Annotated in this window: 27 protein-coding genes and 1 pseudogene; 11 read left to right on the forward strand and 17 right to left on the reverse strand. The window is 62.6% G+C overall.

What is annotated here, in order from left to right; translation table 11 throughout:
• Genes P9228_RS10940 through P9228_RS10955 form a run of 4 tightly spaced genes read left to right on the forward strand, consistent with a single transcriptional unit; the run spans position 1 to position 2,417 of the window.
• A complete protein-coding gene (locus P9228_RS10940) occupies positions 1 to 330 on the forward strand; it encodes a hypothetical protein (RefSeq protein ID WP_066994801.1) in 330 nt (109 codons plus the stop codon).
• Entirely contained in the window at positions 296 to 1,132 is an 837-nt protein-coding gene (locus P9228_RS10945; protein WP_278053395.1) for a hypothetical protein, read from the forward strand. Before P9228_RS10940 ends, P9228_RS10945 begins: the two co-directional genes overlap by 35 nt.
• Positions 1,129 to 1,521: a phage holin family protein gene (locus P9228_RS10950; protein WP_127323778.1), complete on the forward strand. Its 393-nt coding sequence runs from the start codon at positions 1,129 to 1,131 to the stop codon at positions 1,519 to 1,521. Before P9228_RS10945 ends, P9228_RS10950 begins: the two co-directional genes overlap by 4 nt.
• Positions 1,518 to 2,417, forward strand: coding sequence for a hypothetical protein (locus P9228_RS10955; protein ID WP_278053396.1), 900 nt, complete (start codon positions 1,518 to 1,520; stop codon positions 2,415 to 2,417). The genes P9228_RS10950 and P9228_RS10955 overlap by 4 nt, the downstream gene beginning before the upstream one ends.
• 158 nt (positions 2,418 to 2,575) lie before the next feature.
• Here the strand turns inward: P9228_RS10955 and P9228_RS10960 are convergent, their stop codons facing one another.
• Entirely contained in the window at positions 2,576 to 3,550 is a 975-nt protein-coding gene (locus tag P9228_RS10960; protein ID WP_095826172.1) for a nucleoside hydrolase, read from the reverse strand.
• Positions 3,551 to 3,806: 256 nt separating this feature from the next.
• Positions 3,807 to 4,438: pseudogene (locus P9228_RS10965) on the reverse strand (hypothetical protein).
• Between the two features lie 182 nt (positions 4,439 to 4,620).
• On the opposite strand from P9228_RS10965, the gene P9228_RS10970 reads away from it, so the two are divergent.
• The 6 genes from P9228_RS10970 (at position 4,621) to P9228_RS10995 (ending at position 9,483) form a co-directional block, all read left to right on the forward strand.
• Positions 4,621 to 5,193 (forward strand): DUF1003 domain-containing protein, encoded by a 573-nt coding sequence (locus tag P9228_RS10970; protein WP_095827618.1) that lies wholly within the window; start codon positions 4,621 to 4,623, stop codon positions 5,191 to 5,193.
• Positions 5,194 to 5,405: 212 nt separating this feature from the next.
• On the forward strand, positions 5,406 to 5,780 hold the full coding sequence (locus P9228_RS10975; protein WP_127323781.1) for a hypothetical protein: 375 nt from the start codon (positions 5,406 to 5,408) through the stop codon (positions 5,778 to 5,780).
• A 51-nt stretch (positions 5,781 to 5,831) separates the two neighbouring features.
• Entirely contained in the window at positions 5,832 to 6,368 is a 537-nt protein-coding gene (locus P9228_RS10980) for a twin-arginine translocation signal domain-containing protein (protein ID WP_278053399.1), read from the forward strand.
• Positions 6,274 to 6,948 (forward strand): TRAP transporter substrate-binding protein DctP, encoded by a 675-nt coding sequence (gene dctP, locus P9228_RS10985; RefSeq protein ID WP_278053401.1) that lies wholly within the window; start codon positions 6,274 to 6,276, stop codon positions 6,946 to 6,948. Before P9228_RS10980 ends, dctP begins: the two co-directional genes overlap by 95 nt.
• A gap of 60 nt (positions 6,949 to 7,008) precedes the next feature.
• On the forward strand, positions 7,009 to 8,109 hold the full coding sequence (locus tag P9228_RS10990) for a TRAP transporter small permease subunit (RefSeq protein WP_278053402.1): 1,101 nt from the start codon (positions 7,009 to 7,011) through the stop codon (positions 8,107 to 8,109).
• A gap of 3 nt (positions 8,110 to 8,112) precedes the next feature.
• Positions 8,113 to 9,483 carry a TRAP transporter large permease subunit gene (locus P9228_RS10995; protein WP_278053403.1) on the forward strand — a complete coding sequence of 457 codons (1,371 nt, stop codon included), beginning with the start codon at positions 8,113 to 8,115 and terminating at the stop codon, positions 9,481 to 9,483.
• 194 nt (positions 9,484 to 9,677) lie between these two features.
• Here P9228_RS10995 and P9228_RS11000 read toward each other — a convergent pair whose 3' ends face one another.
• The 12 genes from P9228_RS11000 to P9228_RS11055 form a co-directional block, all read right to left on the reverse strand.
• Entirely contained in the window at positions 9,678 to 11,570 is a 1,893-nt protein-coding gene (locus tag P9228_RS11000) for a hypothetical protein (RefSeq protein WP_278053404.1), read from the reverse strand.
• Positions 11,567 to 11,905, reverse strand: a complete 339-nt coding sequence (locus tag P9228_RS11005) for an antibiotic biosynthesis monooxygenase (protein ID WP_278053405.1) — start codon at positions 11,903 to 11,905, stop codon at positions 11,567 to 11,569. Before P9228_RS11005 ends, P9228_RS11000 begins: the two co-directional genes overlap by 4 nt.
• Positions 11,902 to 12,969, reverse strand: coding sequence for a Gfo/Idh/MocA family oxidoreductase (locus P9228_RS11010; RefSeq protein WP_278053406.1), 1,068 nt, complete (start codon positions 12,967 to 12,969; stop codon positions 11,902 to 11,904). The genes P9228_RS11005 and P9228_RS11010 overlap by 4 nt, the downstream gene beginning before the upstream one ends.
• A 5-nt stretch (positions 12,970 to 12,974) precedes the next feature.
• Entirely contained in the window at positions 12,975 to 13,829 is an 855-nt protein-coding gene (locus tag P9228_RS11015; protein ID WP_278053407.1) for a fumarylacetoacetate hydrolase family protein, read from the reverse strand.
• The gene (locus P9228_RS11020; protein WP_245433335.1) at positions 13,826 to 14,848 is read right to left on the reverse strand and encodes a zinc-binding alcohol dehydrogenase family protein; all 1,023 of its coding nucleotides are present in this window, start codon (positions 14,846 to 14,848) and stop codon (positions 13,826 to 13,828) included. Before P9228_RS11020 ends, P9228_RS11015 begins: the two co-directional genes overlap by 4 nt.
• A complete protein-coding gene (locus tag P9228_RS11025) occupies positions 14,845 to 15,660 on the reverse strand; it encodes an MBL fold metallo-hydrolase (protein WP_095802630.1) in 816 nt (271 codons plus the stop codon). Before P9228_RS11025 ends, P9228_RS11020 begins: the two co-directional genes overlap by 4 nt.
• Positions 15,661 to 15,662: 2 nt before the next feature.
• The gene (locus P9228_RS11030) at positions 15,663 to 16,877 is read right to left on the reverse strand and encodes a cytochrome P450 (protein WP_278053408.1); all 1,215 of its coding nucleotides are present in this window, start codon (positions 16,875 to 16,877) and stop codon (positions 15,663 to 15,665) included.
• A gap of 99 nt (positions 16,878 to 16,976) precedes the next feature.
• Entirely contained in the window at positions 16,977 to 17,996 is a 1,020-nt protein-coding gene (locus P9228_RS11035) for a substrate-binding domain-containing protein (RefSeq protein WP_278053409.1), read from the reverse strand.
• Positions 17,997 to 18,077: 81 nt separating this feature from the next.
• Positions 18,078 to 19,091, reverse strand: a complete 1,014-nt coding sequence (locus P9228_RS11040; RefSeq protein ID WP_245433337.1) for an ABC transporter permease — start codon at positions 19,089 to 19,091, stop codon at positions 18,078 to 18,080.
• A 2-nt stretch (positions 19,092 to 19,093) separates the two neighbouring features.
• Positions 19,094 to 19,795 carry an ATP-binding cassette domain-containing protein gene (locus tag P9228_RS11045; protein WP_278053411.1) on the reverse strand — a complete coding sequence of 234 codons (702 nt, stop codon included), beginning with the start codon at positions 19,793 to 19,795 and terminating at the stop codon, positions 19,094 to 19,096.
• Positions 19,759 to 20,619, reverse strand: coding sequence for an ATP-binding cassette domain-containing protein (locus tag P9228_RS11050; RefSeq protein ID WP_278053412.1), 861 nt, complete (start codon positions 20,617 to 20,619; stop codon positions 19,759 to 19,761). Before P9228_RS11050 ends, P9228_RS11045 begins: the two co-directional genes overlap by 37 nt.
• A gap of 36 nt (positions 20,620 to 20,655) precedes the next feature.
• Positions 20,656 to 21,591 (reverse strand): 2-dehydropantoate 2-reductase, encoded by a 936-nt coding sequence (locus tag P9228_RS11055; RefSeq protein ID WP_278053413.1) that lies wholly within the window; start codon positions 21,589 to 21,591, stop codon positions 20,656 to 20,658.
• A gap of 183 nt (positions 21,592 to 21,774) precedes the next feature.
• Here P9228_RS11055 and nanR point away from each other — a divergent pair, with 183 nt between their 5' ends.
• On the forward strand, positions 21,775 to 22,488 hold the full coding sequence (nanR, locus tag P9228_RS11060; protein WP_095779524.1) for a transcriptional regulator NanR: 714 nt from the start codon (positions 21,775 to 21,777) through the stop codon (positions 22,486 to 22,488).
• A 196-nt stretch (positions 22,489 to 22,684) separates the two neighbouring features.
• On the opposite strand, the gene P9228_RS11065 is transcribed toward nanR, so the two are convergent.
• The 3 genes from P9228_RS11065 to P9228_RS11075 form a co-directional block, all read right to left on the reverse strand.
• Entirely contained in the window at positions 22,685 to 23,065 is a 381-nt protein-coding gene (locus tag P9228_RS11065; RefSeq protein ID WP_095802636.1) for a RidA family protein, read from the reverse strand.
• 94 nt (positions 23,066 to 23,159) lie between these two features.
• A complete protein-coding gene (locus P9228_RS11070) occupies positions 23,160 to 24,476 on the reverse strand; it encodes an MFS transporter (RefSeq protein ID WP_278053418.1) in 1,317 nt (438 codons plus the stop codon).
• A gap of 32 nt (positions 24,477 to 24,508) precedes the next feature.
• Positions 24,509 to 25,297, reverse strand: coding sequence for an SDR family oxidoreductase (locus tag P9228_RS11075; protein WP_278053420.1), 789 nt, complete (start codon positions 25,295 to 25,297; stop codon positions 24,509 to 24,511).

Consider the following 25,297-nt stretch of genomic DNA (forward strand, 5'->3'; position numbering starts at 1 on the left):
ATGGCAAATGTGAATCTCGAGCATCTGGCTGGCCGGCGCGTTCTCACGCAGGGCGGCAGGAGCATCGGCCATATCGAGGAGGTCATCGCTGAGCAGGACGGCGACGACCTCGTCGTCACCGAATTCCATGTCGGCATCTTCGCAGCTTTTGAACGCCTGTCGGCCTCGGCCATCGGCACCGCATTGCTCGACTTTTTCGCGCTGCGCCGCCGCGAGGGCCTCTACCGCATACCTTGGGACAAGCTCGATATCTCCGATCCGGCGCAGCCGCGGCTGCTCTGTTCGGATGACGAGCTTGCCGGCTTCGGAGGCGCCGATCGGGGTAAGTAGCTACTTACAAAAAATCCTGGTCACGGAAGGGAACATCGCGGCGGGCGCGAAGTTGGAACAGGCAAGGAGGAGCCTGCGCCATGAACAGTGTCATCTATCTTATCGGTCTCATCGTGGTTGTGCTCGCGATACTCTCCTTTCTCGGCTTTCATTAGGAGGCGTCATGCAGCGCGAAAATAATCAGGGCCGCGAGCCGGCCGACTTCGCCAAGGCGAAGAACGAAGTTTCCGATCGAGTTAAGAAAGAAACCCAAAGCGCCGGCGAAGCGCTCCACGATGCCCGCGACGAGGTTGCTCGCAGGGCAGTCGACTATGCGTCGGAAGCACAGGAGGCCCTGTCGGAAAGGGCCGAGGAAACGCAGCGCGACATCGGATCGAGCCTGGCGGCATTCGGCGGCGCTCTGCGTGCCGCAAGCGACCATCTGGCCAACAGCGACCAGAGCTCGGCGTCGAATTTCATGCGGGATGCGGCAGGCGGACTGGAAAGGCTGTCCTCCTCGTTGAAGGAGAAGCCCTTCGGCGAGGTGCTTGAGGACATTCAAAACTTCGGCCGCCAAAATCCCGGCACACTGATCGCTGGTTCGGTGCTGGCAGGACTGGCGCTCGGACGGTTCATAAAGGCTTCTCCCCCCGAAACGCGCCGCGCGGGGCAGAGCGCAGCTACACCACGGAAGACCGGGAAGACTGGTAGGGAAACGAGCAGGCAGACTGGTGCGCAGGCGAGCGAGCCATGGGATGACGCGACGACCAATTGGGGCGTCGACGGCGGCGCTCCCAGGAAGGCAGCGGAGCTAAAGAAATGAACACTCAAGACAACCAAAGCCTCGGCACTCTGGTCGCCGACCTGGCACAGCAGGTGAGCACGCTGGTGCAAACGGAGGCCAGACTCCTGCGAGCGGAGCTATCCGAGAGCGTGACTAAAGCGGAGGCCGGTGCCGTCGGGGTTCTGGGCGGCGCGGTATGTCTCCTCGCCGCGCTGATGGTGCTGCTGCAAGCGCTCGTCATTGCCCTGACCCGCCTCGGCCTGGGCGCCGGCTGGTCCGCCTTGCTCGTAGGAGTGGTCGTTGCCGTGCTGGGTGTCATCCTCTTGCGCACCGGCATGGCAAGCATGTCGCCCTCCGAGCTGGCGCCGGACCGTACGCAGGAGCAACTGAAGCGTGACGCGAACGTAATCAAGGAACAAGCGAGATGAGCGACAAATCCGCAGCCGAACTCGAACGCGAAGCCGAGGCCACGCGAGCAAGGGTGGTGGCGACCGCCGAGTCCATTCGAGGCAAGATGACGCCCGGCCAGCTCTTCGATGAGTTCACCGGTATTTTCAGCGGCGGTGCAGGCTCCGACATGCTCCACAACCTGAAGGCTCAGGTGCGAGACAATCCTCTGCCACTAACCGTAATCGGCGCCGGTCTGGCCTGGCTGATGCTGGGCAGCGGCGCTTCCGCCGCAACCGCCGCGCCCGGCTACGCGACCCGTCGCGGTTCCGACCGCCATGACGGCACATCTACGGCTGGAACCGGAGCCATGACTTCGGACACCTATGCCTCTGTCGGCGACATGGCCAGCGGTGCGGCCGGCACTGTCTCGGGAATGGCCAGCAGTGCGGCCGGCACCATGTCTGACATGGCGAGCAGCGCAGCCGGTAGCGTTTCTGACTTGGCAAGCGGCGCGGCGGAGACGCTGACGAACTCGGCGACAGCCACGGCCGACATGGCGACGAGGGCCACTCGTTCCGCGCAGCAGTTGATGGAGGATCAGCCTCTGGCAGTTGCTGCTGTCGGTCTCGCGATCGGAGCAGCGATCGGCGCGATGCTGCCCCACACGCAACTCGAAGACGAGCGGCTCGGCGGCTATCGCGAACAGCTTCGCGAGAGGGCCGAGGACGCGCTCGAGAAGGGCGTCGACCAAGTGAAGCAGGTTGCAGCCGAAGCCTACCAGGCGGCCAGCGACGAAGCAGTACGGCAGGCGTCGAGCGAAGGTACGCTCGCTGACAAGGTCAGCGATGTCGTCAAGTCCGCCGCCGACAAAGCCGATGAGGCGGTGCACCGGAGGCTGTCCGATACCGAACCGTCGACAACGAACAAGTCCTGATCTGAACAGACCGGATCGATTTGCAAGAATCGCGTTCGAGGAACATTCGAGTCGGGCCTGGTGAACCATTCGAGCCCGACCCGTTGGATGGCTGTGGGTAGAAGCCGCGCCACAGGCTCGGGCGCGCTATCGCGGCTCTCTCGCCGGAGCGAGCCTTTTTAGCTTTTTGGGGATGGCTCCGCGAAACTTCCCCTGCAGACAGCGTAAATCCTCGCCAAGATTCCTGCAGCATCGCCACCAACGCACACCGACTGCATTGGACGTTGATCCCATTTGTTCGGTGAATAACTGGCGGCGCCCAGTCTCTGCACGGTCATACCTGCCGCCGGGCCGTCCTCCAATACGACGATCGAACCGGATCGGGTGGCGAATAAGTGCGGGTCGGTCAGGTAGACTGCGGCGCTGCAGTCGTGCACAAGCATACCCGCTTCGCCCCATTGCAAGTAGAAGTCGATGTAGCCTTGCGACAGTGCGGCTACCATTTGCATGGCGGCATCGGCACCTTCCGAGGCCGCGGCGAGATCCTGTCGCGTCATCACCGTTCGATTTGTGAGATTGAGCGGAACCGCGGTCACTTTCCACGAGGCTGCAAACACTCGATCGGCTGCCTTCGGATCTGCATAGATATTGGCCTCGGCAACGGGCGACACATTGCCAGGGACTTCGAACGCGCCACCCATGACGACGACGTCCTGCACTAGATCTGCTATCGCCGGATCGGCCTCCAGTGCCCGCGCCAAGTTGGTCAGGCCTCCGACAGCAAGCAACCGCACCTGACGCGGATTCTGCCGGACGGTATCGACGATGAATCGCGCGGCAGTGTCCTTCTCCTCCCGCGCTTCCTGGGCAATAGGATAATCCCCCAGCCCGTTCGCGCCATGAACATGGACAGGATAGGGGTGCGGCGCCCCGGACCAGTTTAGCGGAACGGAAGCACCGGCGTGAACGGGCGCTTTGATCCCCCAAGCCTCGGCGAGGAACCTGGCATTGCGCGTTGTAACCGATATCGATGCGTTGCCGAAGACAGTTGTGATGCCGAGCAGTTCGATGTTCGGATGACGGTGCAGGTAAAGCAGCGCGAGGGCATCATCTACGCCAGGATCGGTATCAAAAAGAATTCTCTGCTTTGTCATGTCTCTATGGTCACGCTCTTTCCCACACTGCCGCCAATTATCTTAGCCAGCCTTCTTCGAGAGGCGAGGCCGACAGAATCGTGGCTCCGAGTGTCACCACCGAAGGGTATCGTGAATATGTCGCCGGGTGACGCGCTTGGCGCGTTTCTCGTCGGCGCGCCGGTCTCCTCGCCGCCCGGTGGGGACCGCGAGGCCGACATCGCTGTCCTCAAAGGGCGCTGCGGTCCGCCCAAAAGATGACACGGCGCTCCCTACCTCAGCGGAGGAGCCCGTTGCGCTCGAAGTCTTCCCAGCCGCGCAGGTTGGAGTGGACTGCCTCGCTTTGGCTGTCGTCGGTTGCGGCCGCGCCGCGGCTCTTTTGCGAGCGCTTGAGCGCCGCCCTTGCAGCGGCTCGGCGTCGGTTCTCGGCGGCTCTCGCAGCGTCTTCCTCGCGCCAGACCGCTACAAGGTCACGGTCGAGCACATCCTCGATCAGGCGCGGATCAAAAACGTGGAAGGTGATTTTCCTCGCGCGCCCACGCAGTTTCACCGTCCGCGTCCCGGCGCTCTGCAAGCGGCCGGCCTTGAGCCAGCGGTGACGCTCGCCCGCCGAGATCGTCAGAATGTCCTCGACCTCGCGAGGCATGACGGGCAGGTCTTCGATGTCCTGCATGGCTTTGGACACGATCGCCGATGCGGCCTCACATTGGCATGGGAGCCCTCCGGCAGACGCAAGGTAAGCACCCGGGACTCGGTATGGAGCAGGCTTCTCAAGTCCGTCGGAAGGCGAGCGCGCATTTCAAGAAAAATGCCCCTCGCCCGCACCGACGATCCAAGCGTCGCCGCCGGGGATAGCGGCCACTCTGCAACCAGCCGTGCAGTCGAATCGATTTTTCTGCTCGCGGGCATCCCCTTAAGTAGGAGTCCTGCCCTGCGAACTCAACGCGAAGCGAGCCTGCACCGGTCTGCAGCAACCGCTGTTGCATCGGGCAGGATCGCCGGACAAGACGCTCGTTCGGCACTCTGGACAGCGGTGAAATGGAGCGAATTGCCAAATAGCGAGTTAGGCTGCCTAGACGGGAGAGACAACAATGAATCCCAAAGCCGCTCCAGAGGACCAGGGCTACGCCACTCCGACCACGCCGGCAGCGGAAGGGCTCGCCCCTGCCCTGGCGCGGAACATCGAGGCACTGGTCGAGAGGCGGAAGCGCGATGCCAAGGCAGCATCGCTGGAGCAGCGCGCGGCGGCGGCAATCAGCAGGTTTGCCGGCAGCATGATGTTCGTCTACATCCACCTCGTCTTCTTTGGCGCCTGGATCGGCCTAAATTTCGGGATCGTGAACTTTATCAAACCCTGGGATCCTTCTCTGGTTATTCTGGCCATGTTCGCCTCGGTCGAGGCGATCTTTCTCTCAACGTTCGTACTGATCAACCAGAACCGCATGGCCGCCCAGGATGATGCGCGGGCAGACCTCGATCTGCAGGTGAGCCTGCTCAACGAGCATGAGACGACCAAGCTCATCAAACTGGTCGAGGAGATCGCGAAGCGCCTGGATGTTCCGACGGAAGCAGACAATGAGTTGAAGGAGCTGAAGCGCGACGTGGCGCCTGAAGCGGTCTTGGACAAGATTAAGGAGGCAACGGGTCAAGCGACGGTCGACTGACCGATCCGTATCCACCGGACGCCAGCAGAAGCTGCTGATCTTGAGGCCTATCACGCACTCCATGCTCCCGCCGGGCGCCGCCATCATCCCGCCTGCGCAAATACTGGAAGACGCCCGAACGCCATTTGCCAGAGCTGGTTTATACCGCATGGGGAAGTCATGGCGGACGCGCTCGGACTGAGTGTGCCCCATCTCAATCGCGCAATTCAGCATTGCGTGTCGAACAGCTCATCACCAGCAACTCGCGCGTCCTACATCTGACTGACCTCGCGGGCCTGCAAGGACTCGCTCAGTACGAGCCGATGGCTCTTACCCCAATCCCAATTCTGAAGCATCAGATCGACGCCCCGAGCGCGTCATTGGGCGTGACTCACCAATGGATTTATTACAGCCGCACAGGCATACTATGGATCGGGCGCGCAGTGGTTGAAAATGATTGCGCCGCGTTATGTTATTTACAGGCTGCGCCGGTCCCTGTCGCTATCGTTTATGGCGTTGGCATCCGGCTGGAAACGACTGCGAAAAAGGAGGCAGCTCTGGTCCCACAAGAACGGGACATCCTTTGCGTCATTGATTTTGCGATTTGAGACCGGCGACGGGCCCATCATTTGCCCGCTTGCCGAACAGGGAGGAAAGCAATGGACGGAGAATCGCGTTCCCAATCAAGGCGAAAGTTTCTGAAGACGAGTGGACTCGCTGGGCTAACGGCGACGGCGGTCACCGCGCCCTGGGTTCGAAGGGCCGGAGCCGCAGACGCAATCACCTGGAAAATCCAAACCTCGTGGCCGGCGGGTGTCGGACTTGAAACCTTCCAAAACTGGTGTGGCACCATCAAGGAAAAAACCGGAGGCCAACTCGAATTTCAGCCGTTCAAGGCAAAGGATATCGTTGGTGACTTCGAACTCCTCGACGGGGTGAAGAACGGCGTACTGGAAGCGATGAACTCGTTTTCACTTTATTGGGCCGGCAAGCTTCCCGCTACGGCGTTCCTGTCCTCTTACACGTTGGGGCTACGCTATCCGCACGAATGGGATATCTTTTTCTATTCAAAAGGGGGTCTGCAGGCCGCGCGCGACCTTTATGCGAAACAAGGCCTTTACTACGTCAACCGCACTTCATCACGGCCCGAACATCATCCACTCAAAGACACCGATCCGCTCAATCGAGGATTTTAGGGATCTGAAACTGCGCGTACCGGGCGGCATGATCGCCGAAACCTTTGCGAAAGCCGGTGCCAAGACGACGTTGCTGCCGGGCGGCGAGGTGTTCTCCGCGCTGGAAAAGGGCACGATCGATGCCGCCGACTACACCGGTCCGGCCGTAAACTGGGCCCTCGGTTTCCAGCAGGTGACCAAGTACATTTCCATGGGTCCAGCCGGTCTGATGTCCGTATACCAGCCCGTCGACCTGATGGACTTTGCCGTCAACATGAATGTCTGGAACCAACTCCCGGACAACCTCAAGAAGTTCGTGGAAGACGAGATCCAAGTCTATTCCAATGCCCATTTCGGCTCGATCCAGAAGGCCGACATGGAGGCTTGGCAAAAATTCCTTGATGCCGGCATTGAAATCAATCGGCTTGGACCGGAGGACCTCCAGAAGTTCCAGGAAATCGCGGTGCCCATCTGGTTCGAGTGGGCCAACAAGGACAAGGACGCAGCGCGCATCTTCAAGTTGCAGCTCGAGGTCATGGAGAACCCGACAGTCGGTTATGTCACTCCGGACATGTACCAGGGGCTGACCATCAACCTGTGAACCCTCTTTTCGCCCGTCCTGAGCCGGACGGGCGCTCGCTCCTGCAGCAGGCGTTCGCCGATGCCTTCCCTAACATTTGTGCTGCCGCACTGGCTCTACTGGTTAACCCTCGCGGTCTTTCCGCTGGCCGCCGTTCATTTTGTCCATCGAGAACGGGCACAGCGTGATCCCGGCCGTCCAAACCTGTTTCTTGCCTATCTGTTCCTGGTCACAGCCGGCTTCCTCGGCATGCACCGCTTCTATCTGAAGAGCAGTTGGGGATTCATTTTTATCCCGTTCTTCATCGCGGTACTTTGGACAAGCACCCAGGTGCGCGATGGACGCGAGGCAGTTTCACTCGCGCGATCCCAGAGCGAGCACGCCGAGAGACTGTTGCCGCGTGCCAAGGCAGATACGGCAGCCAACAAGCAGGGGGCTGCCGATCGACTTGCAAAAGCTGAGGCTGAGGCCGCGGCGGCGCGCAACAATCTGACGGCGGCCGTTCACGGGCTCGAGTGGGACAGCAGCATCAGCCGGATTGCGGGACTTCTGCTCGGTCTCATTATTGTCGGCGACGCCCTTCTCATACCCGGTCTTGTGCGGCGCGCCCGCGCCCGTGAGACTGGGCGCGCCGCAACCCACCATGAGATCGTCGTCGATGTGCCCGCGACGCCCGTCAAACAGCCTCTTGCGCCATTTAGGCCGGTCGACTGGCTTGTAAGAGTGACAGGCGAGTTCGTCGCCTATTGGTCGGTCCTCGCGGTCATGGCGTACTATTACGAGGTGGTCGCCCGCTTCGTTTTCAACTCCCCGACCAACTGGGTGCACGAGAGCATGTTTCTGATGTTCGGTATGCAATACATGCTGGCTGGGGCCTATGCCTATCGCGATGAGACCCATGTCAGGGTCGACATCGTGTACAGCCACCTCTCCGAACGTGGCCGGGCGATCTGCGATATCATCACCTCGGCATTCTTTTTCCTGTTCGTGGGTACAATGCTCGTTGCCGGCTGGCGTTTTGCCAGCGACGCGATGGCGGTGGGCGAGAGTTCTTTCACCGAGTGGGGTATTCAGTATTGGCCGGTGAAGCTGGCGATTCCTGTTGGCGCCGCGCTGCTGCTGCTTCAAGGCGTGTCTCGCCTGATGCGTGACATCGCGACCGCAACAAGAAGGCTCCGCTAAGCCATGGGTCTCGAGCTTCCAATCCTGTGGCTGAGCATCCTCATGTTCGGCGGACTGGGCGTTCTTTTATTGCTCGGGCTGCCAATGGCCTTCTGCACGGGCAGCCTCGCCGTTCTCTTCCTCTTCTTATTCGGTAATGCGGCCATGCTGAACATGCTGCCGTCGCGGATTTTTCCCTTCATGACGGATTATCAGCTCTCGGCGGTGCCGCTTTTTATCTTCATGGCCGCGATCCTTCAGAAAGCGGGGATCATCGAGGAGCTGTTTGACGTCGTCTATAAATGGCTGGGTGGGCTGAAAGGCGGACTTGCCTCGGCCACCATAATCTCGTGCACCCTGCTCGCAGCAATGGTTGGGGTCGTCGGTGCGACGGAAGTGACAATGGGCATGATCGCTCTGCCAGCGATGCTCCGCCGCAACTACGACGCAAAGCTCGCCTGCGGTTCGCTGCTCGCCGGAGGAACGCTTGGCATCCTCATACCGCCTTCGGTGATGGCGATCGTCTACGCCGTCGTCGCGCAACAGTCGTTAGGCGAGCTTTTGATCGGGTCGGTATTCCCAGGGCTGCTGCTGTCTGGGATGTATGTCGTCTATGTCACGGCGCGCTGCTACGTCAACCCCAAGCTCGGCCCGGCTTTGCCGCCGAGCGAGCGCATCGGCTTTGGGGAGAAGCTGAGGCTTCTGCGCCGCACGTTCATGCCCATTCTGCTCATCCTGCTTGTGCTCGGAGTCATCTTCCTTGGCATAGCAACGCCTGTTGAAGCCGCCGGCATCGGCACATTCGGTGCTTTCATCGTCTGCGCCGCCCATCGCCGCCTGACTTGGGACACGATCCGGGAAGCCGGCGTGGCGACCCTCAAGGCGACTGCGATGGTGATGTGGATATTCTTCGGAGCCACCATGTTCGTCGGCTTCTTCATCCTGAAGGGCGGGCAGAGCTTCGTCGCCGAATCCATTCTCGGAACTGGATTCGCGCCTTACGGCATTCTTGTTCTGATGATGATCATCCTGTTCGTCCTGGGCATGTTTCTGGACTGGGTGGGCATTCTCCTTCTCACCGTACCGATATTTCTGCCCATCCTTAAGTCCCTCGAATTCGGCGGTACGTTCGGCTTAGCCGGTGTGGCTCCTGAAGACGTGCCGCTGTGGTATGGCGTCATTTTCATGGTCAACATGCAGATGGCGTTCCTGAGCCCACCGTTCGGCTATTCACTGTTTTACTTGAAGAGTGTCGCGCCACCGGAGATATCGATGGCGACGATCTTCCGATCCGCCGTTCCCTTCTTATGCCTGCAGGCGATCGGAGTAGGGTTGTGCATCGTGTTCCCCTCGATCGTTATTTGGCTGCCGAAGCTCATGTACGGAGGCTGTTGACCGCACACGTCTTTGGCGGCTCGACGCCGACGCAACAATCGAAGGTTCAGCGCTTCGGAGGCGCCGCTCGCCTGCAGAAGCTGCTGATCTTGAGGCCTGTCCGCGCACTCCATGCTCCTGCCGGGCGCCATCACCCCGCCCGCGCAAATAGCTGAGAGACGAGACATCCCGCTTTGGATTGCGTATCTTGACGTTCAGCTTTTCCTGGGCCTGCCGTCCGGTCGACTGGGTGTCTGGACAAACTGAAGAGCGACACAGTTGTACGGTCCCAATGTATGGGTGGTCAGCGGGGGTTTCGCCGGCTTCGTGTCCTCATCTGCAACGCAGAGCAGTTTAGCATCCCAGGATAGCGCGATATCGATCGGCACTGGGGTCAGGTTGGCCGCCAGCACGCGGATAGTTGTGCCGAGACGAAAGGCAATCGCTGCCACGCCTGGCCAATCACTCGAAATCCCATAGCGTTCGACGCCGGCGGCCTCAGCGATCTGGGCATGGACGGCTTGCAAAGGTCGTCGGGAGCCGTCCTCGTTCAAGAGCCCGAAGGGTCCAGTCGGTGCTGCCAATATGAATTGCTCGGCGGCGGTCTCAGCGGCCCGGGCCGCGATGCCGACGGCAAAGGCGGCACCGAACAATGCACGCTGACGCGGGTCGGTGCCGGCGGCGGGCACCCGGGTATTTCCGGGATTGGCTGCGACCGCCTCACCATAGGGATTGTGGCGCAAGCCGATCGTGCAAGGCCCAAGCCAGATCGGCTTTCCGGGACACAATTGCCGTGCTGTCTCCATGACTGCAGGATAAACGGTCAGGGTCTCCATGACCGACTGCTCATCGGCGGCATGCACGATGGCGCTGTTGCCGAAGAAGACGAAATCCGCATCGCCGGTCGGCGGGTTGCGGTTGAATTCGGTGAATAGGGAGGGCGTACCAGCCCCAATCGGACAAGCGAGACCGACAGCCCGCAATGCCTGCACGATCTCGTCAATCGGTCGCTCACCGTTCGGCAAATAGTTCGAGGGGCGTGTCTTGAATTCGCGCCGTGGTGAAACCAGAATGGCGCTCGGTTCGACGCCCGCCAAGCGAACCATAGCTGCAAGACCCTGGGCCTCGACCCCGGGGTGGATCGCATCAAAGATCGCCTCGACCGCCAGCCCGCCGCCAAGCGCGCTCGCAAGCTCGGCCGCCTTTTCCAGCACGCGTTGATCATGCCCGCGCGCGCTGTCGAAGCGCAGTATGATCTCCGGCACCGGGCCAAGCGAAGCCGCGCCGGCGATGGCTGCCGGCAGTTGGTCGGGATCGACGAACAGCGCTATCGACGACATCCGCCCGGCAGGTCCGCCAAGGGTCAGGGTTGCTGGACTGCTGATAGCCGGTCCAGGCGCCGATGTCTCGGCGCGCACGGAAACCGTGACGCGCTGTATGTCCTTCACACCTTTGCCGATGACATAAGGTCGGGGCTTTGAGAGCGGCCGCACATAAGTCTTGAACGAGGCGTCCGTCCAGTTGCGCTGGTCCTCCATCTCGAAGGCATCGCCTTCCATGGCGACGGCGCAGACCAGGCCGGGTGCTGGCTCGTGCGTCAGCGCTGAAATGTCGAAGGCAGGCTGGTCCGGGCTGATCAATTTGGGAAATGTCGTCTCCTCGATGCTTCCGTCGCTATGCCGGATGGTCAGCCTTTTGCCCGCCGCCTCTGAAGGATGAAGCGCCACGAAACCGGTGCGGTTGGTGGGAAAATCGGTGAGCGCCACGCCATCCGCTTGCAAGGTCAGCTCGCCCGAAGCGTCGCCACGAATCTTCATGCGATAGGCGAAACGTCCCTGCGGGCCGGCGCAGAGTCCGTCATAGCGAAGCTCGAACGACGTGCCGTCCTCGGAAATGCGCATGTTGGACAGTTCGGCCTTGTAAGTCCCCCAGGACGCATCGCGCGCAAGATAGTTGATCGCCCGCACCACCTCCACGCCGGCAAAACAGATCGTCCGCAGATTGCCGTCCTCGAGAACGGCGGTCAGCGGTCCGGCGGCAAGAAGCCTCCGTTGCGGAAGCGGCTCGTCGGTGCCGTAAAGCGCAAGGAGATCGGCATTGGCGGTCATGCCACCGCCTGCTTGGAATTCTCGTCCACCCTGTAGGTGACGACAGTCTTGCGGCTCACCATGTCACGCGTGCTGGCATCGAAGCTCAGATAGTGAGCCGAAGCGAGGTGCAGGTCGAAGGCAGCCCGATCGCGATAGATCTCGTACAGGAATATCTGGGACGGCTTTTGCGTGCCTAACGGGGTCAGCACATCGAAGCGCAGACATCCCGGCTCGAGTTCCACCGACAGAGACGCGTTCTCCGACACGAGCCGGTAGAATTCGGGAAAGGTCCCTTCGACAAGATCGAAGACGACGGTGAGGGCAAAGGCCGCTTCGGCAGGCGAAATGCTCATGGCCGCTCTCCGCCATTGGCTAAGCCATGGTTCCAACGCTTAGGTTCGACCGCGCGCCGTTCGCCGGCGGCGCGATAGGCGGCATCGACCAACGCGTATGTCTTGAGATTGTCCTCACCGCTGGTTTCGGGCGGAACGCCGCGCTGCAGGCTGTCGAGGAAATGGCCGCATGCACCGATCACGCCTTGCTGGGCGACATGCCAGGGATAAGCGGTCCAGGACAGGAGCGGCGAGCTTGCGTCTTCGGTCCACGTCGCGCCATCGCTGGTCACCGTCATGCTGCAACCGGCTTCGAGCGAAATGGCCCCCCTCGGACCTTCGATGACGAGCAGCGTTTCAGGGAAATGATCCGGCAATCGGCGCGACTCGTAGGTGCATTCCACGACCGACACCGCGCCGCTTTGATGCCTGAGCAGCATGGTCGCCGTGTCCTCGGCGCGGATGCGTGGATTGCGCTTCTGTGTTTCGCAGGAGATGTGCTCGACCTCGCCGAGGAAGAAGCGGGACAGGTCCAGCATGTGGATACCGACATCGGCAATCGCGAGCTGCTCCTCGTCATAGAAATAGGGCTGGGTCTTGTAGACGTCGAAGCCGGTCCTGAAGCGTATCCTTGCCCAGCTCGGTGTTCCGATCGCGCCGCTGTCGATTACCTTGCGGACGGCGCGCATCGGCGCCTGAAACCGAAAGTTCTCATGCACGGCAAGCCACGCATTTGCCTTCTGCGCAGCTTCGACGATCGCGATGCAATCTTCCCATGTCGATGCGAAGGGCTTCTGCACGATTGTGGCCAGGCCGCGCGCGAGCGCCATTTCCGCCAACGGCCGGTGCGTGTCGTGGCGTGTCACGATATCGGCCACGTCGAGGCGCTCGGCCTCGAGCATCTTTGCGGCGTCCAAATAATACGGCACACGGAATGTCTCGCCGGCCGCGCGCGCCTTGGCGGCATCCACGTCGCAGACGGCGGCAAGCTGGGCGCCCTTTTCGGCGAGGTCGCTCCAGGAATGCAAATGGTTCTGCGCGAAGAAGCCGCAGCCGATCACGCCGATGCGCAGGGACCGGTCCATGCCCTCTATCCGGCCACGATGGGGGTTCTAAGCACACCGATGCCGGCGGCCTCGATTTCCACGACGTCGCCAGCCTTCATGAATATCTGCGGCTTCTGGAAGGCGCCGACGCCCGCCGGCGTTCCGGTCGAGACGAGGTCGCCTGGTTCCAGCGGCACGTAGTGCGAAAGGAAGGATATCAGCCGCGGCAGCGAGAACAGCCAGTCCGAGGTGCTGCCGTTCTGCAAAAGCTTGCCGTTCAGCCTTGTCTTGAGCGCCACGTCGTCCGGCCTGGTCAGTTCATCAGTGGTGACGATGCATGGGCCGATCGGTGCGAAGCCCGCGAAATTCTTGCCGATGGTGATCTGGTTGTCCTTGAATTGGACGTCGCGGGCCGAGATGTCGTTGAGCAGCGTATAGCCGAAGATCGCCGGCATCACGTCGGCTTCGGAAGCCTTGTGCAGAGGTTTGCCGATCACGGCCGTGAATTCGACCTCATAATCCATCTGCTCCGTCCGGACCGGCTTTTCGACCCGCACATCGGGCCCGACCACCGATGACGGCAGCTTGGCGAAGAAGAATGGCTCGGTCGGCATCTTGGCATTCGGGTTTTCCTCGGCATGACCTTTGTAGTTGATCCCGGAGCAGAGCACTTTGCCGGGACGAATAGGCGCTTCGAGGATAGTATCGGCAAGCGCATAGCGCGGCGCCTTGGCAAGTCCCGCGCGGACTTTCTCCAGCGCCGCCTCGCCGCCTTGCACGACCTCGAGCACCGACGCTGCCAGTCCGGCTTCGGTCAGGCAGGCGACCTGCTCGCCGTCCAGAATGCCGGCGTGCTGGCGATGTCCGGCCTGCTTGTGAGAGAAAGCGACGAATTTCATGCGGCCTCCGGGATGAAGACGGCCTTGTGCAGAGCCATCGGATTGTCAGCGAGTGTTTTGAAGACGGTGGGCGCCTCAGACAGCGCAAAGCTGCTGGCGATTTTGGGATAATGAATCTTGCCCGACGCAAGCAGGTCGATCGCCTCGGGAAAGCAATCGACGGAGGCGCGCGAACCGAGGATGGTGACCTCCTTGCGGGTGAAATCCAGCCCGGGCAGCGTGACGCCTTGTCCTTTCTTGACGAGACCGAGAATGACGACGCGGCCGCCGGCGGCAACGAGATCGATGGTCTGCTCCATCGCCGGCGCCGCCCCCGTAGCCTCCAGCACCACGGGCATGCCTTCGCCGTTCGTGATCTCCTTGACCCGTTCAAGCAGCCCTTCACCGCCGGCCACAGGGATTGCGCCCAGATCGGCGGCGGTGGACAGCCGCTCCGCCGACAGATCCGCGGCATAAACCTTTGCGCCATGGGCCCGCGCGACCTCGACGATCGCCAGCCCGATTGGACCCGCGCCAAGGACGAGAACCGCGTCCTCGCCCGTGACCATGCCGCGCCGGCAGCCCTGCACGCCGATCGCGACGGGCTCGGCGAATGCCGCCTCGAAGTCGGAGAGCCCCTCCGGCACGACGTTCAGATTGCCCGCGGGCGCGGTGACGAATTCAGCGAAGCCGCCTTCGCGATGCACCCCGATGATGGTGAGATTGGCGCAGCAATTGCGTTTGCCGATCCGACAGGGATAGCAATGGCCGCAACCGATGAAGGGGTCGACGACGACACGCGTCCCGACCTTCGGACCGGCCGCTCCTGGCCCGTAAGCCTCGACCCTGCCGGCGATTTCGTGACAGCCGATCCGAGGATAAGTCACATAGGGGTTCCTGCCGGTATAGATATAGAGATCACCGGCGCAAAGGCCCGCAGCCCTGACGCGCACCAGCACTTCGCCCGGCCCAGGAACGGGCTTCGGCGCATCGGTGATGCGGATCGACTGCGGTTGGTCGAAAATGGCGGCCCGCATCATGCCGCCTTCGCGGGGCGCACGACCCTGCCATCGGCATCGAATTCGATCCAGTCGCCGGCCCGCAGCAGATAGGGATCGGCAATGGCCTCGCCGCGAGCCCTGGCCGCGCCGTGATGTTCCATGTAGGCGGCGACGTCCTTGTCGCCATCGAGCGTGATGTAGTGGCACGGTAGGACAGTCTCGAGTCCGAGCCACTGGGTCGCCAGCACACCTTCATAGGGACTCATCTCGCCCGTCAACATTTCTCCCGGCATCGGATTGAGATGCAGGATCTCCTGCGGATTGGCGATGCCGATGCAGCCGACATTGGGTTTATAGAGTTCGCCCTGCAGTTTCAGGTCGGAGAAAATGGCGGTATCGCCATAGTGATAGAAGCGCAGCCCGTCGGCATAGACGATGAAGGCCATCGGCACGCCGGAGATGAAGGAGTTGTCCTTCAGCCTGATCTGCGACCAGTGATGGCACTCCAGCGGCTGGATCTCAATGCCGGCCACCTTGACCCGGATGCCCCAGGTCGTCGCGCGGATCTGGCTGGCCGGGATTCCCCGATCCATCAGCCAGGCCTTCACCTCGCCGCCGCAGACAACCGGACAGCCGTAGGTCGCGGCGATCTTGTCGGTGTCGCCGAGATGATCGAACGCCGCATGGCTGACGATCACCAGATCGACATGGTCGAAGTCGGTGGATTTGGTCGCGGCTCCAGGATTTTGGTCGAGGAACGGGTCGCAAAGGATGCGCAGCCCGTTGCTCGTTACGATCTCGTAGGCGGCCACGCCGTGGAAGCGGATGCGGGTGGTGGGTTGAAGCGTCATCGTCAGTTCGTCTTTCTCGTGTCGATTGTGAGCGGCAGGCGAGCGAGCCCGCGCCGGTCGCCGCGTGTCTTCCAGCGAAGCTCTTGCTCCGATCCCGGTGCGAGCCTCGCGCCGGTCCCGATCAGCGTTTCGAGCGTCACCGCCATTTCCATGCGCGCCACGCCCGCGCCGGCGCACAGATGCGGGCCGGCTCCGAAGGTGAGATGCTTGTTGGGACTGCGATCGAGGCGCATCTCGTTCGGCACATCGAATACCGACGGGTCCCGGTTCGCCCCGCCGTAACCAAGGGCCACAATGTCGCCCCGCCTTATTTCGCGACCGTGCAGGCACAGATCATGCGAGGCATTGCGGCCGAAAATCTCGATCGGCGAGGAATAGCGCAGGAACTCCTCCACCGCGGTCGGAACAAGCTCCGGTTCACTTGCAAGCCGATCCAGCGCCTCCGGATGCCCGGCCAGCCAGTGCAGCATGACCGAAAGGGCGTCCGCCGTGGTCTCGAAACCCGCGCCGAACACGACGCTCATGAACGAGCGGATCTGAATGTCGTCGAGCCTTTCGCCGTCAATCTCGGCCGCTAACAGCATGCTGACGAAATCGCCCGTCGGCTTGGCGCGTCGCGCCGCAATGAGGGTCTCGATATAGGTGTTGAGTTCGCGGCTTGCCGTCGCTCCAGCGCTCGGGTCCTTCACGTTGAACATGCTGGTGATCCAGCCGACCCACTTGTCCGAGTCTTGCAGCGGCACGTCGGTGAAGGCCGCGAGCGACGTGATCGCAACCGGCACGCAGAATTCGGCAACGGCCTCGGCCTTTCTCGCAGCGATCATCTTTTCGAAGAGCGACCGGGCCAGCATTTTTACGCGAGGTGTGATCGCGGCAATTCGCTGCGGCGCGAAGACCGGGTTGACCAGGGCGCGATAACGCGAATGCCGGGGCGGATCGATTTCGATCGGCAGTTGGGGTTCGGTCCGCGGCGTGATCACGGGAATGGCCGTCACGCCGGGAACGCTGGACGTGTAGTCGCGCCAATTGATTGCGGCGCTCCGCACATCGTCGTAGCGGCTCAGCAACCAAAAGCCCCCGTATTTGTTCGAGCGTGCTACCGGACACTCCCGGCGCAAATGCTCGAAAGCCGAGAATGGATCGGCAACGAACGCCGGATCGTGGATGTCCACCTCGTCCGGGATGTTCGGTTCGTCCGTTGTCACCATTGCGGCCATGGGCGCGACTTCTGGGTTGGCTGGCTTCGATGTTGCCTCCGGCGGCCAAGGAATGAAACGCCGGAGGCAAGAGGGCAGAACCCTCAGCGTGGTGGTCGATTACTTGACGCCGAGCGCGGCCGTCACCTTGTCGACATTGTCCTTGGTGACGAGCAGCACGCCGGTGTCGAGCGTGTCCGGAACCGGGCGGCCACCGTCGCTGGCGCCGAGGCCGGCGGACTTCAGTCCGTTGTGGTTGTAGTCGTGCAGGATCTTGACCGCGTAGTAGATGAACAGTTCGCGGTTCTGCACCACTATGCCGTCGACCCAGCCTTCCTTGGCGGTCTTGAAGAAGTCCGGCGTCTGCTCCATCGCCGTTACCTTGATGTCGCCCGGATTCTTGCCGGCCTCGCGCAACGCGGTCACGATGCCGGCGCCCGACTCCGAATCGAAGCCCGCTAAGCCGGCGATGTCGGGATGGGCAGCGAGGATCGCGGCCGTCACCTGCGCCACCTTCTGCGCATCGCCGCCGTCGTCCTCGTTGGAGACGATGTTGTATTTGCCGCCGCCATTAGCCTCGATATAGGCCTTGAAGCCGGCGACTGCCTCCCGCATGTTACCAGCGTTGATGATCGACATCATAGCGAGCTTGCCGCCATTGGGCAGCTTCTCCATCATCTTCTTGGCCTGAGCGACACCGACCTGCGTCCAGTTCGTGCCGATATAGGCGAGACGACCGGAGTCCGGCAGGTCGCCGTCATCGACGACGGTGGGGACGCCCTGCTCCAGGCACTTCTTGACCGATTCCGTCAGCGACGGATCCCAGCCGCCCACCACGGACACGCCGTTCGGCTTCTGGGCGCAGACCTGATCGACCGCGGCGATGAAGCCTGGCAGGTCGAAATCAGTCGGGCCGGCCACAACCACCTTGACGCCGAGCTCCTCGGCGATCTTCTTCATGCCGACATAGTCGTATTGCACGAAGAGCGGCAGGTTGGCCTTGTTGGAAATCCAGTAATAGGTTTCCTTCGCGTCGGCCGGGCCGAAAGACGATTCCTGCGCGCGCGCCGGTGCCGTCACGGCTGCCGCGAGCGTCGTTATCCCCAAGGCGACCAATGTCGATTTCAGCATGAAGCGCATTCCCGTTTCCTCCTGATTGGGTTCTGTTCCCAGTTTTTGCAGTCCACCGGCCTTGCCGGATTCCCCTCGGTTCCCGCGGGCCTAGCCGCGGCCCGCGGTCTTGAAGCGGTCGAGCGAAACAGCGAACAGCAGGACAAGCCCCACGACCAGTCCCTGCCAGAAAACGCCAACCGCGTTGATGATCATGGCGTTCTCGATCAGCGCGATAAAAAGCACGCCGAGAATGCCGCCCAGAATGGTGCCCTCGCCGCCCTTGAGGCTGGCGCCGCCAAGGACCGTTGCGGTGATGACCTTGAGTTCGATGCCGACGCCGGCATTGACAACAGCGCTGTTGAGCCGCGCCGCCCCGAGCACACCGGCGATGCCCGCCAGCGCACCCATTATGATGAAGCCGATGAGGATCAGCCTGTCGACGCGGATCCCGGACAGTTGGGCCGCGCGCGGGTTGCCGCCGACGAAATAGAACTGGCGGAAGAAGCGGGTGCGCGCGACCAGCCAGCCGCCGACCAGCACGAGGACCAGCATCGCCCAGAACGGCGACTGGATGCGCAGGATCGGATCGGCGGCGCGGCCATATTCGGCGAAGCTGTCGGAGATCGGCGTGACGCCCGTTCCGGCCGTCACATAGGTCAGGCTGCGATAGATGGTGAGCGTGCCGAGCGTCGCGATCAGCGCGTTGATGCCGATGCGGGTGACGATCAGCCCGTTGATCAAGCCGGCAACCGCGCCAACCAGAATGCCGACGAGAAGAGCCGATTCCGCCGGCCAGCCCCACCACCCGGCAACCACACCGGCCCACACCCCGGAAAGCGCGAGCGTCGATCCGACGGACAGGTCGAAAGTGCCGGCGATCATCAGCAGCATCATGCCGCAGACGAGAATGCCGACGGGTGCCAGATTGAGCAGCACGGCGCGCATGTTCGGCCCGGTCGGGAAGTTGTGCGGATAGACGATGGTCATCGCCAGCGCGAGCAGCACGACGAGCACGAACAATGTCAGCTCACGCGAGTTGGCCAGGCGGCGCACAATGCGCAGCGGCAGGGCCTCGCGCTGTTCGACCGGGGCCTGCGCTTCGTTCTGGGATATCTGTGCCACGCTCATGCTCCAACCGCTTGCTCGCGTACGTTCGCGACCGACGATGTGAACCGGGTCGCCAGCCGCAGCACCTGCTCTTCGGTCGCCCCCTCGCCCGGCAATTCCCCGACCGTGCGGCCCTCGGCCATCACGACGATCCGGTCCGCAAGCGCCAGCACCTCGGGCAGCTCGGACGAGACGACGAGAAGCGCCACGCCCTTCTCCGCCAGTCCGCGCAGCAGGCGGTAAATTTCGGAACGAGCGCCGACATCGACGCCGCGCGTCGGCTCGTCGACGATGAGCAGGCGCGGCTCCATGGCCAGCCATTTCGCCAGCAGGACTTTCTGCTGGTTGCCGCCCGAAAGCTCGCCGACGATCTTGCGCACGCTGGGGGTGGCGATGCGCAGCTCTTTGACGAAACCGCCTGCGAGCCGTTCGGCCTTGCTGTTGGAGAAGTTGGCGCCGGACGAGACCTTCGAAAGCACGGTGGCGGCGATGTTGTTGACGAGGTCCATCCCGAGGAAGAGACCCGACGTCTTGCGATCCTCCGGAACCATGCCGATGCCGGCGTGCTTGGCGTCCCACGGGCCCTGAGGGTCGACCGGTGCGCCTCCGATCCGGATGTCGCCAGCCGTGCGGCGCCTGGCGCCAAAAATGGCCTCGCAGAATTCGCTCCGCCCGGAACCGATCAATCCGGCAAGACAGACAACCTCACCGGCGCGCACGGTGATCGAAGCCGAGCGCACAAGCGGCGGCGCGGAGACCCGTCGGCTTCAAAAACGACCGGATCCGCTTGCCGCGCCGAAGCCGCGCGGGTGAGATGAACCTCCCGCCCGACCATCAGCCGTATCAACTCGTCCGTCGTCGTCTCGGCGACCTTGCGCGTACCGGCGAGCCGCCCATCCTTGAGCACCGCGACGGAATCGCAGAGCGCGAAGATCTCGGCCAGGCGGTGGGAGACATAGATGACCGAAACGCCGTCCCTGGCCAGCCGGCGCACGATCTCGAAGAGCTTTTCGGTTTCGGTCAGCGTCAGCGCCGCCGTCGGCTCGTCGAGGATCAGCAGCCTCAGTTCGCGCGACAATGCCTTGGCGATCTCGACGATCTGCGCCTGGGCTGGCGACAGGAATGCCACTTTCATTGCCGGATCGATGGCGACGCCGAGCTGGGCGATGAGAGCGTGCGCTCTTTCGCGCATCAGCCGGATATCGACCTGGCCGAACCATTTTGTCGGCTGACGGCCGGCAAAGATGTTTTCCGCGACCGACAGCTGCGGCACCAGCGAGCCTTCCTGATGGACGATGCCGATGCCCAGCTCGCCCGCGGCCTTCTCGTCGAGGTCGCCGAGTACGGCGTCGTCGAGCCGCACCTCACCGCTGGTGCGGCTGTAGACGCCGGCAACGATTTTTCCCAGCGTGGACTTGCCGGCGCCGTTCTCGCCAAGCAGTGCCCGGATTTCACCGGGCTCGACCGCTATCGACACGTCGTCGAGTGCCCGAACGCCGGGGAACGTCTTGCAAAGCTGCGAGATCTGCAGGCGCGGCGCCATGTCGACCTCAAGCGCTGACAAGTGCGGCCGGCATGGCTATGCCTTCGCCTGAAGGTAGTGAGCTTGCTTGGCCTGGATCATCCAGACCATGGTTTCATTCACCGGCGTGGCCACGCCGGTGCGCTTGCCGGCGTCGACGATGGCGCCGTTGATGACCTCGATCTCCGTCTGGCGCCGCGCCTCGACGTCCTGGAGCATCGAGGCCTTGCCGCCCACGGCCTTCTCCAGCAACCCCGTTATCGCGGCCCAGCGCTCGTCATAGTCGAGCGAAATGCCCTGCGCTTTGGCAACCGCCACGACTTCCTTCAGGATTGCCGCCATCAGCGACTTCGCGCCGTCGAAGGCGACCAGTTCGTGCGACATGAAATGCAATAGGCCGGCGACCGGCAGCGTGCAGGCGTTCAGCGCCAGCTTCTTCCAGACCTCGTCCAGGATGCGCTCGGACCTGGCGGTTTCGATCTGCGCGGCACGGAAGGTCTCGATCACCTTGTCCAGGCGAGGTGTCGCCTTGCCGCTCAGTTCGCCGATGTAGGTCATCCCGACGCCGGGATGCTTCACCCTGCCGGGGCCGAGCAACGTGCCGCCGTGGTAAGTCAGGCCGACCAGGACCTTGTCTTCGCCCACAATGCCGGCGATGCGCGGCGCGTTGCCCCAGCCGTTCTGCAGGCTGAGCACCGCCGTGTGCCCCGAGATCATCGGCGCCGCCGCGCGGACCGCCGCATCGGTGTGATAGCATTTGACGAAATTGATGATCAGGTCGACCGGTCCGACCTTCGACGGCTCCGTTGTTGCCGGAACGCGGATAACCGGTTGGGAACCGTCCTTCTCCTCGATCGTGAGGCCGTTGTCGTTGATCGCTTGCACGGCCGGCGTCGAGACGTCGATCAGCGTCACGTCATTGCCTGCTCGGGCAAGATAGCCGCCGAAAATGCCACCCATGGCACCGCCGCCGCCCAGAATGGCGATCCGCATGTCTTTCGCTCCCTGTCCCACCACGGGTTGTTTTCGGCAAAGCCGGGGGCGCCGCTTCCAGGATCTTGTGGAAACGCGCTTTCGGCGAGCGCAGCCGCTAGCCGATCCGGCCTTGTCTGGTTATGTTGCGGTCATCCTTGCAAGCAGTTGCATGGTTGTCAAGTATGATGGTATGAAAGGTCTATGGTCGACCCTCTCGTTATAGAACGCAAGAAGCTCTTCGAGCACGTGGCCTCGCATCTCGAGGCGCAGATCCTGTCCGGCAAGCTGAAGCCCGGAGACCAGCTGCCGCCCGAGCGCGACCTGCAGACGCGCTTCGGCGTCGGCCGGCCCGCCATCCGCGAGGCGCTGATCTCGCTGCAGAAGGCCGGGCTGGTCGAACTCACCAACGGCGCGCGGGCCAAGGTGCTGATGCCGACGGCTTCACATATCTTCACCGGCATGGCGCCGGCCGTGCGCCAGATGCTTTCGACCGAGGAGGGACATCGCTACTTCCAGGGCGCGCGCCTGTTCTTCGAAGTTGGGCTGGCGCGCGAGGCCGCCCGGCACGCGACGGCCACGGACCTCGAGGCGCTGGCGACTGCGCTCGAAGCCAACAGGAAAGCGATCGGCGACCGCGAGCGCTTCACCTCAACCGACATCGCCTTCCACTTCGAACTGGCGAAGATGGCGCGCAATCCAGTCTTCATCGCGCTGCACGACCAGATCTCGGAGTGGCTGAAGGAACAGCGCACGGTGACCCTTGCGGCAAAGGGGCAGGAAAAGACGGCGTTCGAGGCGCACAAGGCGATCTATGACGGCATCGCGGCCCGTGATCCCGATCGCGCCGAGCAGGCCATGCGCACGCATCTCGAGCAGCTTGCCGTCACCTTCTGGCAGCAGCGCACGCACGATTGAAAGCTGTGCGGATCGGCGTCATCGGTGACGACTTCACCGGCTGGGGGGACATCGCCAATCTGCTTGGGAAGGCTGGCGCACGGACCTGCAGCATATCGGCGCGCCCCACGCTCTCGCGCAACCGCAGGCGCCGGGATGCATCGACCTGAACTGACCTCACGCAGGAATTGCAAACGTTTGGGTACAGCAGACGGATCTAGATCTCGATAACTGCGACGAATTCGCATTGCACCAGGGAAGCGCTGTCCGGTGTCAACGGCCTAACGTGCCTGGCCGGACGCGACTCGGAATCTGGAAACATCCGCAGCCATTCTTCATTGACGGGGCCCCTGTCGCTGCTGTCGCGCAGATAGATATCCACCTTGATGATGTCCTCCGCGCTGCCGCCGGCGGCCTCGATGACGGCACGCATGTTGGCGAACACATTGGCCGACTGAGCCGCCATTCCGGCCGGCAATTCCTGCGTGGTCGGGCTGACGCCATGAATTGCCCCCGAGAACACCATGTTGCCGATCCGGCAGGCATTGGGAACTGGATGCCTGTGGCTCAGTCCTTTCACCGAAATACTCTTGCGCATGGTTCTGCTGATCCTTCGCGATCTGTTCCATGGGAAATTCGTGAACGGCTGGTCTGAGTGAGTGGAGACAGCGCGCGAGTGCGGCTGGAGGGACCTATCGTCTCGCGCGCAAAACCGAGGCTTGCGCGGGTGGCGAGGAAACGCCGGTGTCGGGACGCGGCGCGGGAGGTTCATAGCCGGACGTCAGCTGGATTCCCCGCGTCTCGGGCAGCATCAGGGTCGCGACGAAAGCGATGCTGTAGCCCAACAGCGCGACAAGGCCGATCGCCTCCGCCAGGCTGATATGTTGCCCCAGTATTCCGATGCTGGACACGGCGGCCGCACCGGCCGCCTTGCCGAAATTGTAGGCGAAGCTCTGACCGCTGGCGCGGATGGCGGAGGGGAAAAGCTCGGTGAAGAATGGGCCGAGCGCGGCATAGTTTCCGATGGTGAAGAAGCCGAACGGCGCACCCAGGATGATCAGCGACCAGCCGGAGAGCGGCAAGAACATATAGGCGATGGTGATCAGCCAGGAACATACGAGAAAAAGCTGAAACGTCCGCCGCCGCCCGAGACGATCGGCCAGGTATGCGCTGGCCAGAAATCCGAAAAACGAGCCGCCGGTCACCACGAACAGGTAATATCCAGATGCGCTCGGCGACAGTTCGCGCACCGTCTTCATGAAGGTCGGCAGCCAGTTGACGATCGCACCGCCGACTCCGATCACGCCGAATGCCAGCAATGAAGAAAGGATCGTCACGCGCAGGGCGTCAGGCTGAAATATCGCACCCAGCCCGGGCCGAACGCCGCTCTTCTCGACGAGCTCGCGCGTTTTGACGAAGATCTCCGGCTCCTCGATCTTGCGGCGCAGATAGAGGACCAGCACGCCGGGGAGCACACCGATCATCAGCAGCACGCGCCATCCGTAATCCTGTGGCAAATGCGCCAGGACCACGCCCCCCAGTATCGCGGCGGCGCTCCAGCCGATGCCGAATCCGCTCTGGACGGTGCCTACGGCCTTTCCGCGATGTTCGGCGCGGATGATCTCGCCCATGAGGACCGCACCGGCCGCCCACTCGCCGCCGAAGCCCAGCCCCTGCATGATGCGCAAGACCATCAGTTGCTGGAAGTCCTGGGCGAACCCGGCAAGGAAAGTGAAGGCGCAGAACCAAAGGATCGTGAACTGCATGATGCGGGCACGGCCGAAACGGTCGGCGAGATAGCCGCAGAGCCACCCTCCGATCGCCGCGGAGAGCAGCGTCGCGGTGGCCAGATAGCCGGCCTGCGCCGTCGTCATTCCCCAGGCCGCGATGAGGATCGGCAGCACGAAGCTGAAGAGCTGCGCATCCATCGCATCGACGGCCCAGCCGGCGAAACAGCCCCAGAAGGTGTTCCGCTCGCGCGTCGTCAACTCCCTGTACCAAGTGAACATCTTTTCCTCCCGTTTTCTCGATGCGACGCCGGCTAGACAACCAGTGGCGTAAGTCCTCCATCCATGGTCAGCGAAGCGCCCGTCACGTAGGAGGATCTTGCGCTGGCGAGGAAAAGCGCGGCATCGGCCACCTCTTCAGGATTTGCGTAGCGCCGCAGCGGAATCCGCTGCTCGTTCAGCCGCAGCAATTCTTCCGGCGTCTTGCCAGTCACCCTGGATTCGACTTCAAGCGACAATTGCAAGCGCTCGGTCATGGTGGCGGCCGGGTTGATCACGTTCACCCTGACGCCTGCATGCCCCCACGCCGCTGCCAGCCCCGCCGAGGCGAGCATCAGCGCCGCGTTGGCGGCGCCTCCCGGCAAATGCATGGGTGATGCGATCTTGCCGCCGGTGCCGACTATGTTGACGATCGTGCCTGCGCCCCGCGCCACCATCAGCGGCAGGACGTAGTCGGTGACGTTCATGTAGGTGAAGAACTTCGCGTCCATCGCGTCACGCCATTTGTCCGGCGTCAGTTCGTCGGGGGCAACTCTCCTGGCGCCGCCGGCCGAATTGACCAGGGACGCGATCGGCCCCACCTGCTCCTCGAGCGCGGCGACCATTTCCTTTGCCGCAAGCCCGTCCGACAGATCGGCGGCGAAACTCGTTGCCGACAGCCCCTCGGCGGCCAGCTTTTTCTTGGCGTTGTCGAGGTTCTCCTGGCTGCGTGACACAATCACCACGCGGGCCCCTTCCCTGGCAAAGGCGCGTGCGCAGGCCAGCCCTATTCCCTTGCTGCCCCCGGTTATCAGGACAATTTTCCCGTCGAGCTCGAGGTTCAT

Source organism: Mesorhizobium sp. WSM4898, from assembly GCF_029625845.1.
In the GTDB taxonomy this organism is placed as follows: Bacteria; Pseudomonadota; Alphaproteobacteria; order Rhizobiales; family Rhizobiaceae; genus Mesorhizobium.

Excerpts from the sequence above, each read along its gene's own strand:
- P9228_RS10955 (WP_278053396.1), top strand. The coding sequence starts at position 1,518 with ATGAGCGACAAATCCGCAGCCGAACTCGAACGCGAAGCCGAGGCCACG.
- P9228_RS11025 (WP_095802630.1), bottom strand. The coding sequence starts at position 15,660 with ATGACGCTTCAACCCACCACCCGCATCCGCTTCCACGGCGTGGCCGCC.
- P9228_RS11020 (WP_245433335.1), bottom strand. The coding sequence starts at position 14,848 with ATGATGCGGGCCGCCATTTTCGACCAACCGCAGTCGATCCGCATCACC.
- P9228_RS10940 (WP_066994801.1), top strand. The coding sequence starts at position 1 with ATGGCAAATGTGAATCTCGAGCATCTGGCTGGCCGGCGCGTTCTCACG.
- P9228_RS10970 (WP_095827618.1), top strand. The coding sequence starts at position 4,621 with ATGAATCCCAAAGCCGCTCCAGAGGACCAGGGCTACGCCACTCCGACC.
- P9228_RS11035 (WP_278053409.1), bottom strand. The coding sequence starts at position 17,996 with ATGCGCTTCATGCTGAAATCGACATTGGTCGCCTTGGGGATAACGACG.
- P9228_RS10960 (WP_095826172.1), bottom strand. The coding sequence starts at position 3,550 with ATGACAAAGCAGAGAATTCTTTTTGATACCGATCCTGGCGTAGATGAT.
- nanR (WP_095779524.1), top strand. The coding sequence starts at position 21,775 with ATGGTCGACCCTCTCGTTATAGAACGCAAGAAGCTCTTCGAGCACGTG.
- P9228_RS10990 (WP_278053402.1), top strand. The coding sequence starts at position 7,009 with ATGCCTTCCCTAACATTTGTGCTGCCGCACTGGCTCTACTGGTTAACC.
- P9228_RS11005 (WP_278053405.1), bottom strand. The coding sequence starts at position 11,905 with ATGAGCATTTCGCCTGCCGAAGCGGCCTTTGCCCTCACCGTCGTCTTC.
- P9228_RS10980 (WP_278053399.1), top strand. The coding sequence starts at position 5,832 with ATGGACGGAGAATCGCGTTCCCAATCAAGGCGAAAGTTTCTGAAGACG.
- P9228_RS11015 (WP_278053407.1), bottom strand. The coding sequence starts at position 13,829 with ATGAAATTCGTCGCTTTCTCTCACAAGCAGGCCGGACATCGCCAGCAC.
- dctP (WP_278053401.1), top strand. The coding sequence starts at position 6,274 with ATGCGAAACAAGGCCTTTACTACGTCAACCGCACTTCATCACGGCCCG.
- P9228_RS11050 (WP_278053412.1), bottom strand. The coding sequence starts at position 20,619 with ATGGCGCCGCGCCTGCAGATCTCGCAGCTTTGCAAGACGTTCCCCGGC.
- P9228_RS11070 (WP_278053418.1), bottom strand. The coding sequence starts at position 24,476 with ATGTTCACTTGGTACAGGGAGTTGACGACGCGCGAGCGGAACACCTTC.
- P9228_RS11075 (WP_278053420.1), bottom strand. The coding sequence starts at position 25,297 with ATGAACCTCGAGCTCGACGGGAAAATTGTCCTGATAACCGGGGGCAGC.
- P9228_RS11065 (WP_095802636.1), bottom strand. The coding sequence starts at position 23,065 with ATGCGCAAGAGTATTTCGGTGAAAGGACTGAGCCACAGGCATCCAGTT.
- P9228_RS11000 (WP_278053404.1), bottom strand. The coding sequence starts at position 11,570 with ATGACCGCCAATGCCGATCTCCTTGCGCTTTACGGCACCGACGAGCCG.
- P9228_RS11030 (WP_278053408.1), bottom strand. The coding sequence starts at position 16,877 with ATGGCCGCAATGGTGACAACGGACGAACCGAACATCCCGGACGAGGTG.
- P9228_RS11010 (WP_278053406.1), bottom strand. The coding sequence starts at position 12,969 with ATGGACCGGTCCCTGCGCATCGGCGTGATCGGCTGCGGCTTCTTCGCG.
- P9228_RS10995 (WP_278053403.1), top strand. The coding sequence starts at position 8,113 with ATGGGTCTCGAGCTTCCAATCCTGTGGCTGAGCATCCTCATGTTCGGC.
- P9228_RS10950 (WP_127323778.1), top strand. The coding sequence starts at position 1,129 with ATGAACACTCAAGACAACCAAAGCCTCGGCACTCTGGTCGCCGACCTG.
- P9228_RS11055 (WP_278053413.1), bottom strand. The coding sequence starts at position 21,591 with ATGCGGATCGCCATTCTGGGCGGCGGCGGTGCCATGGGTGGCATTTTC.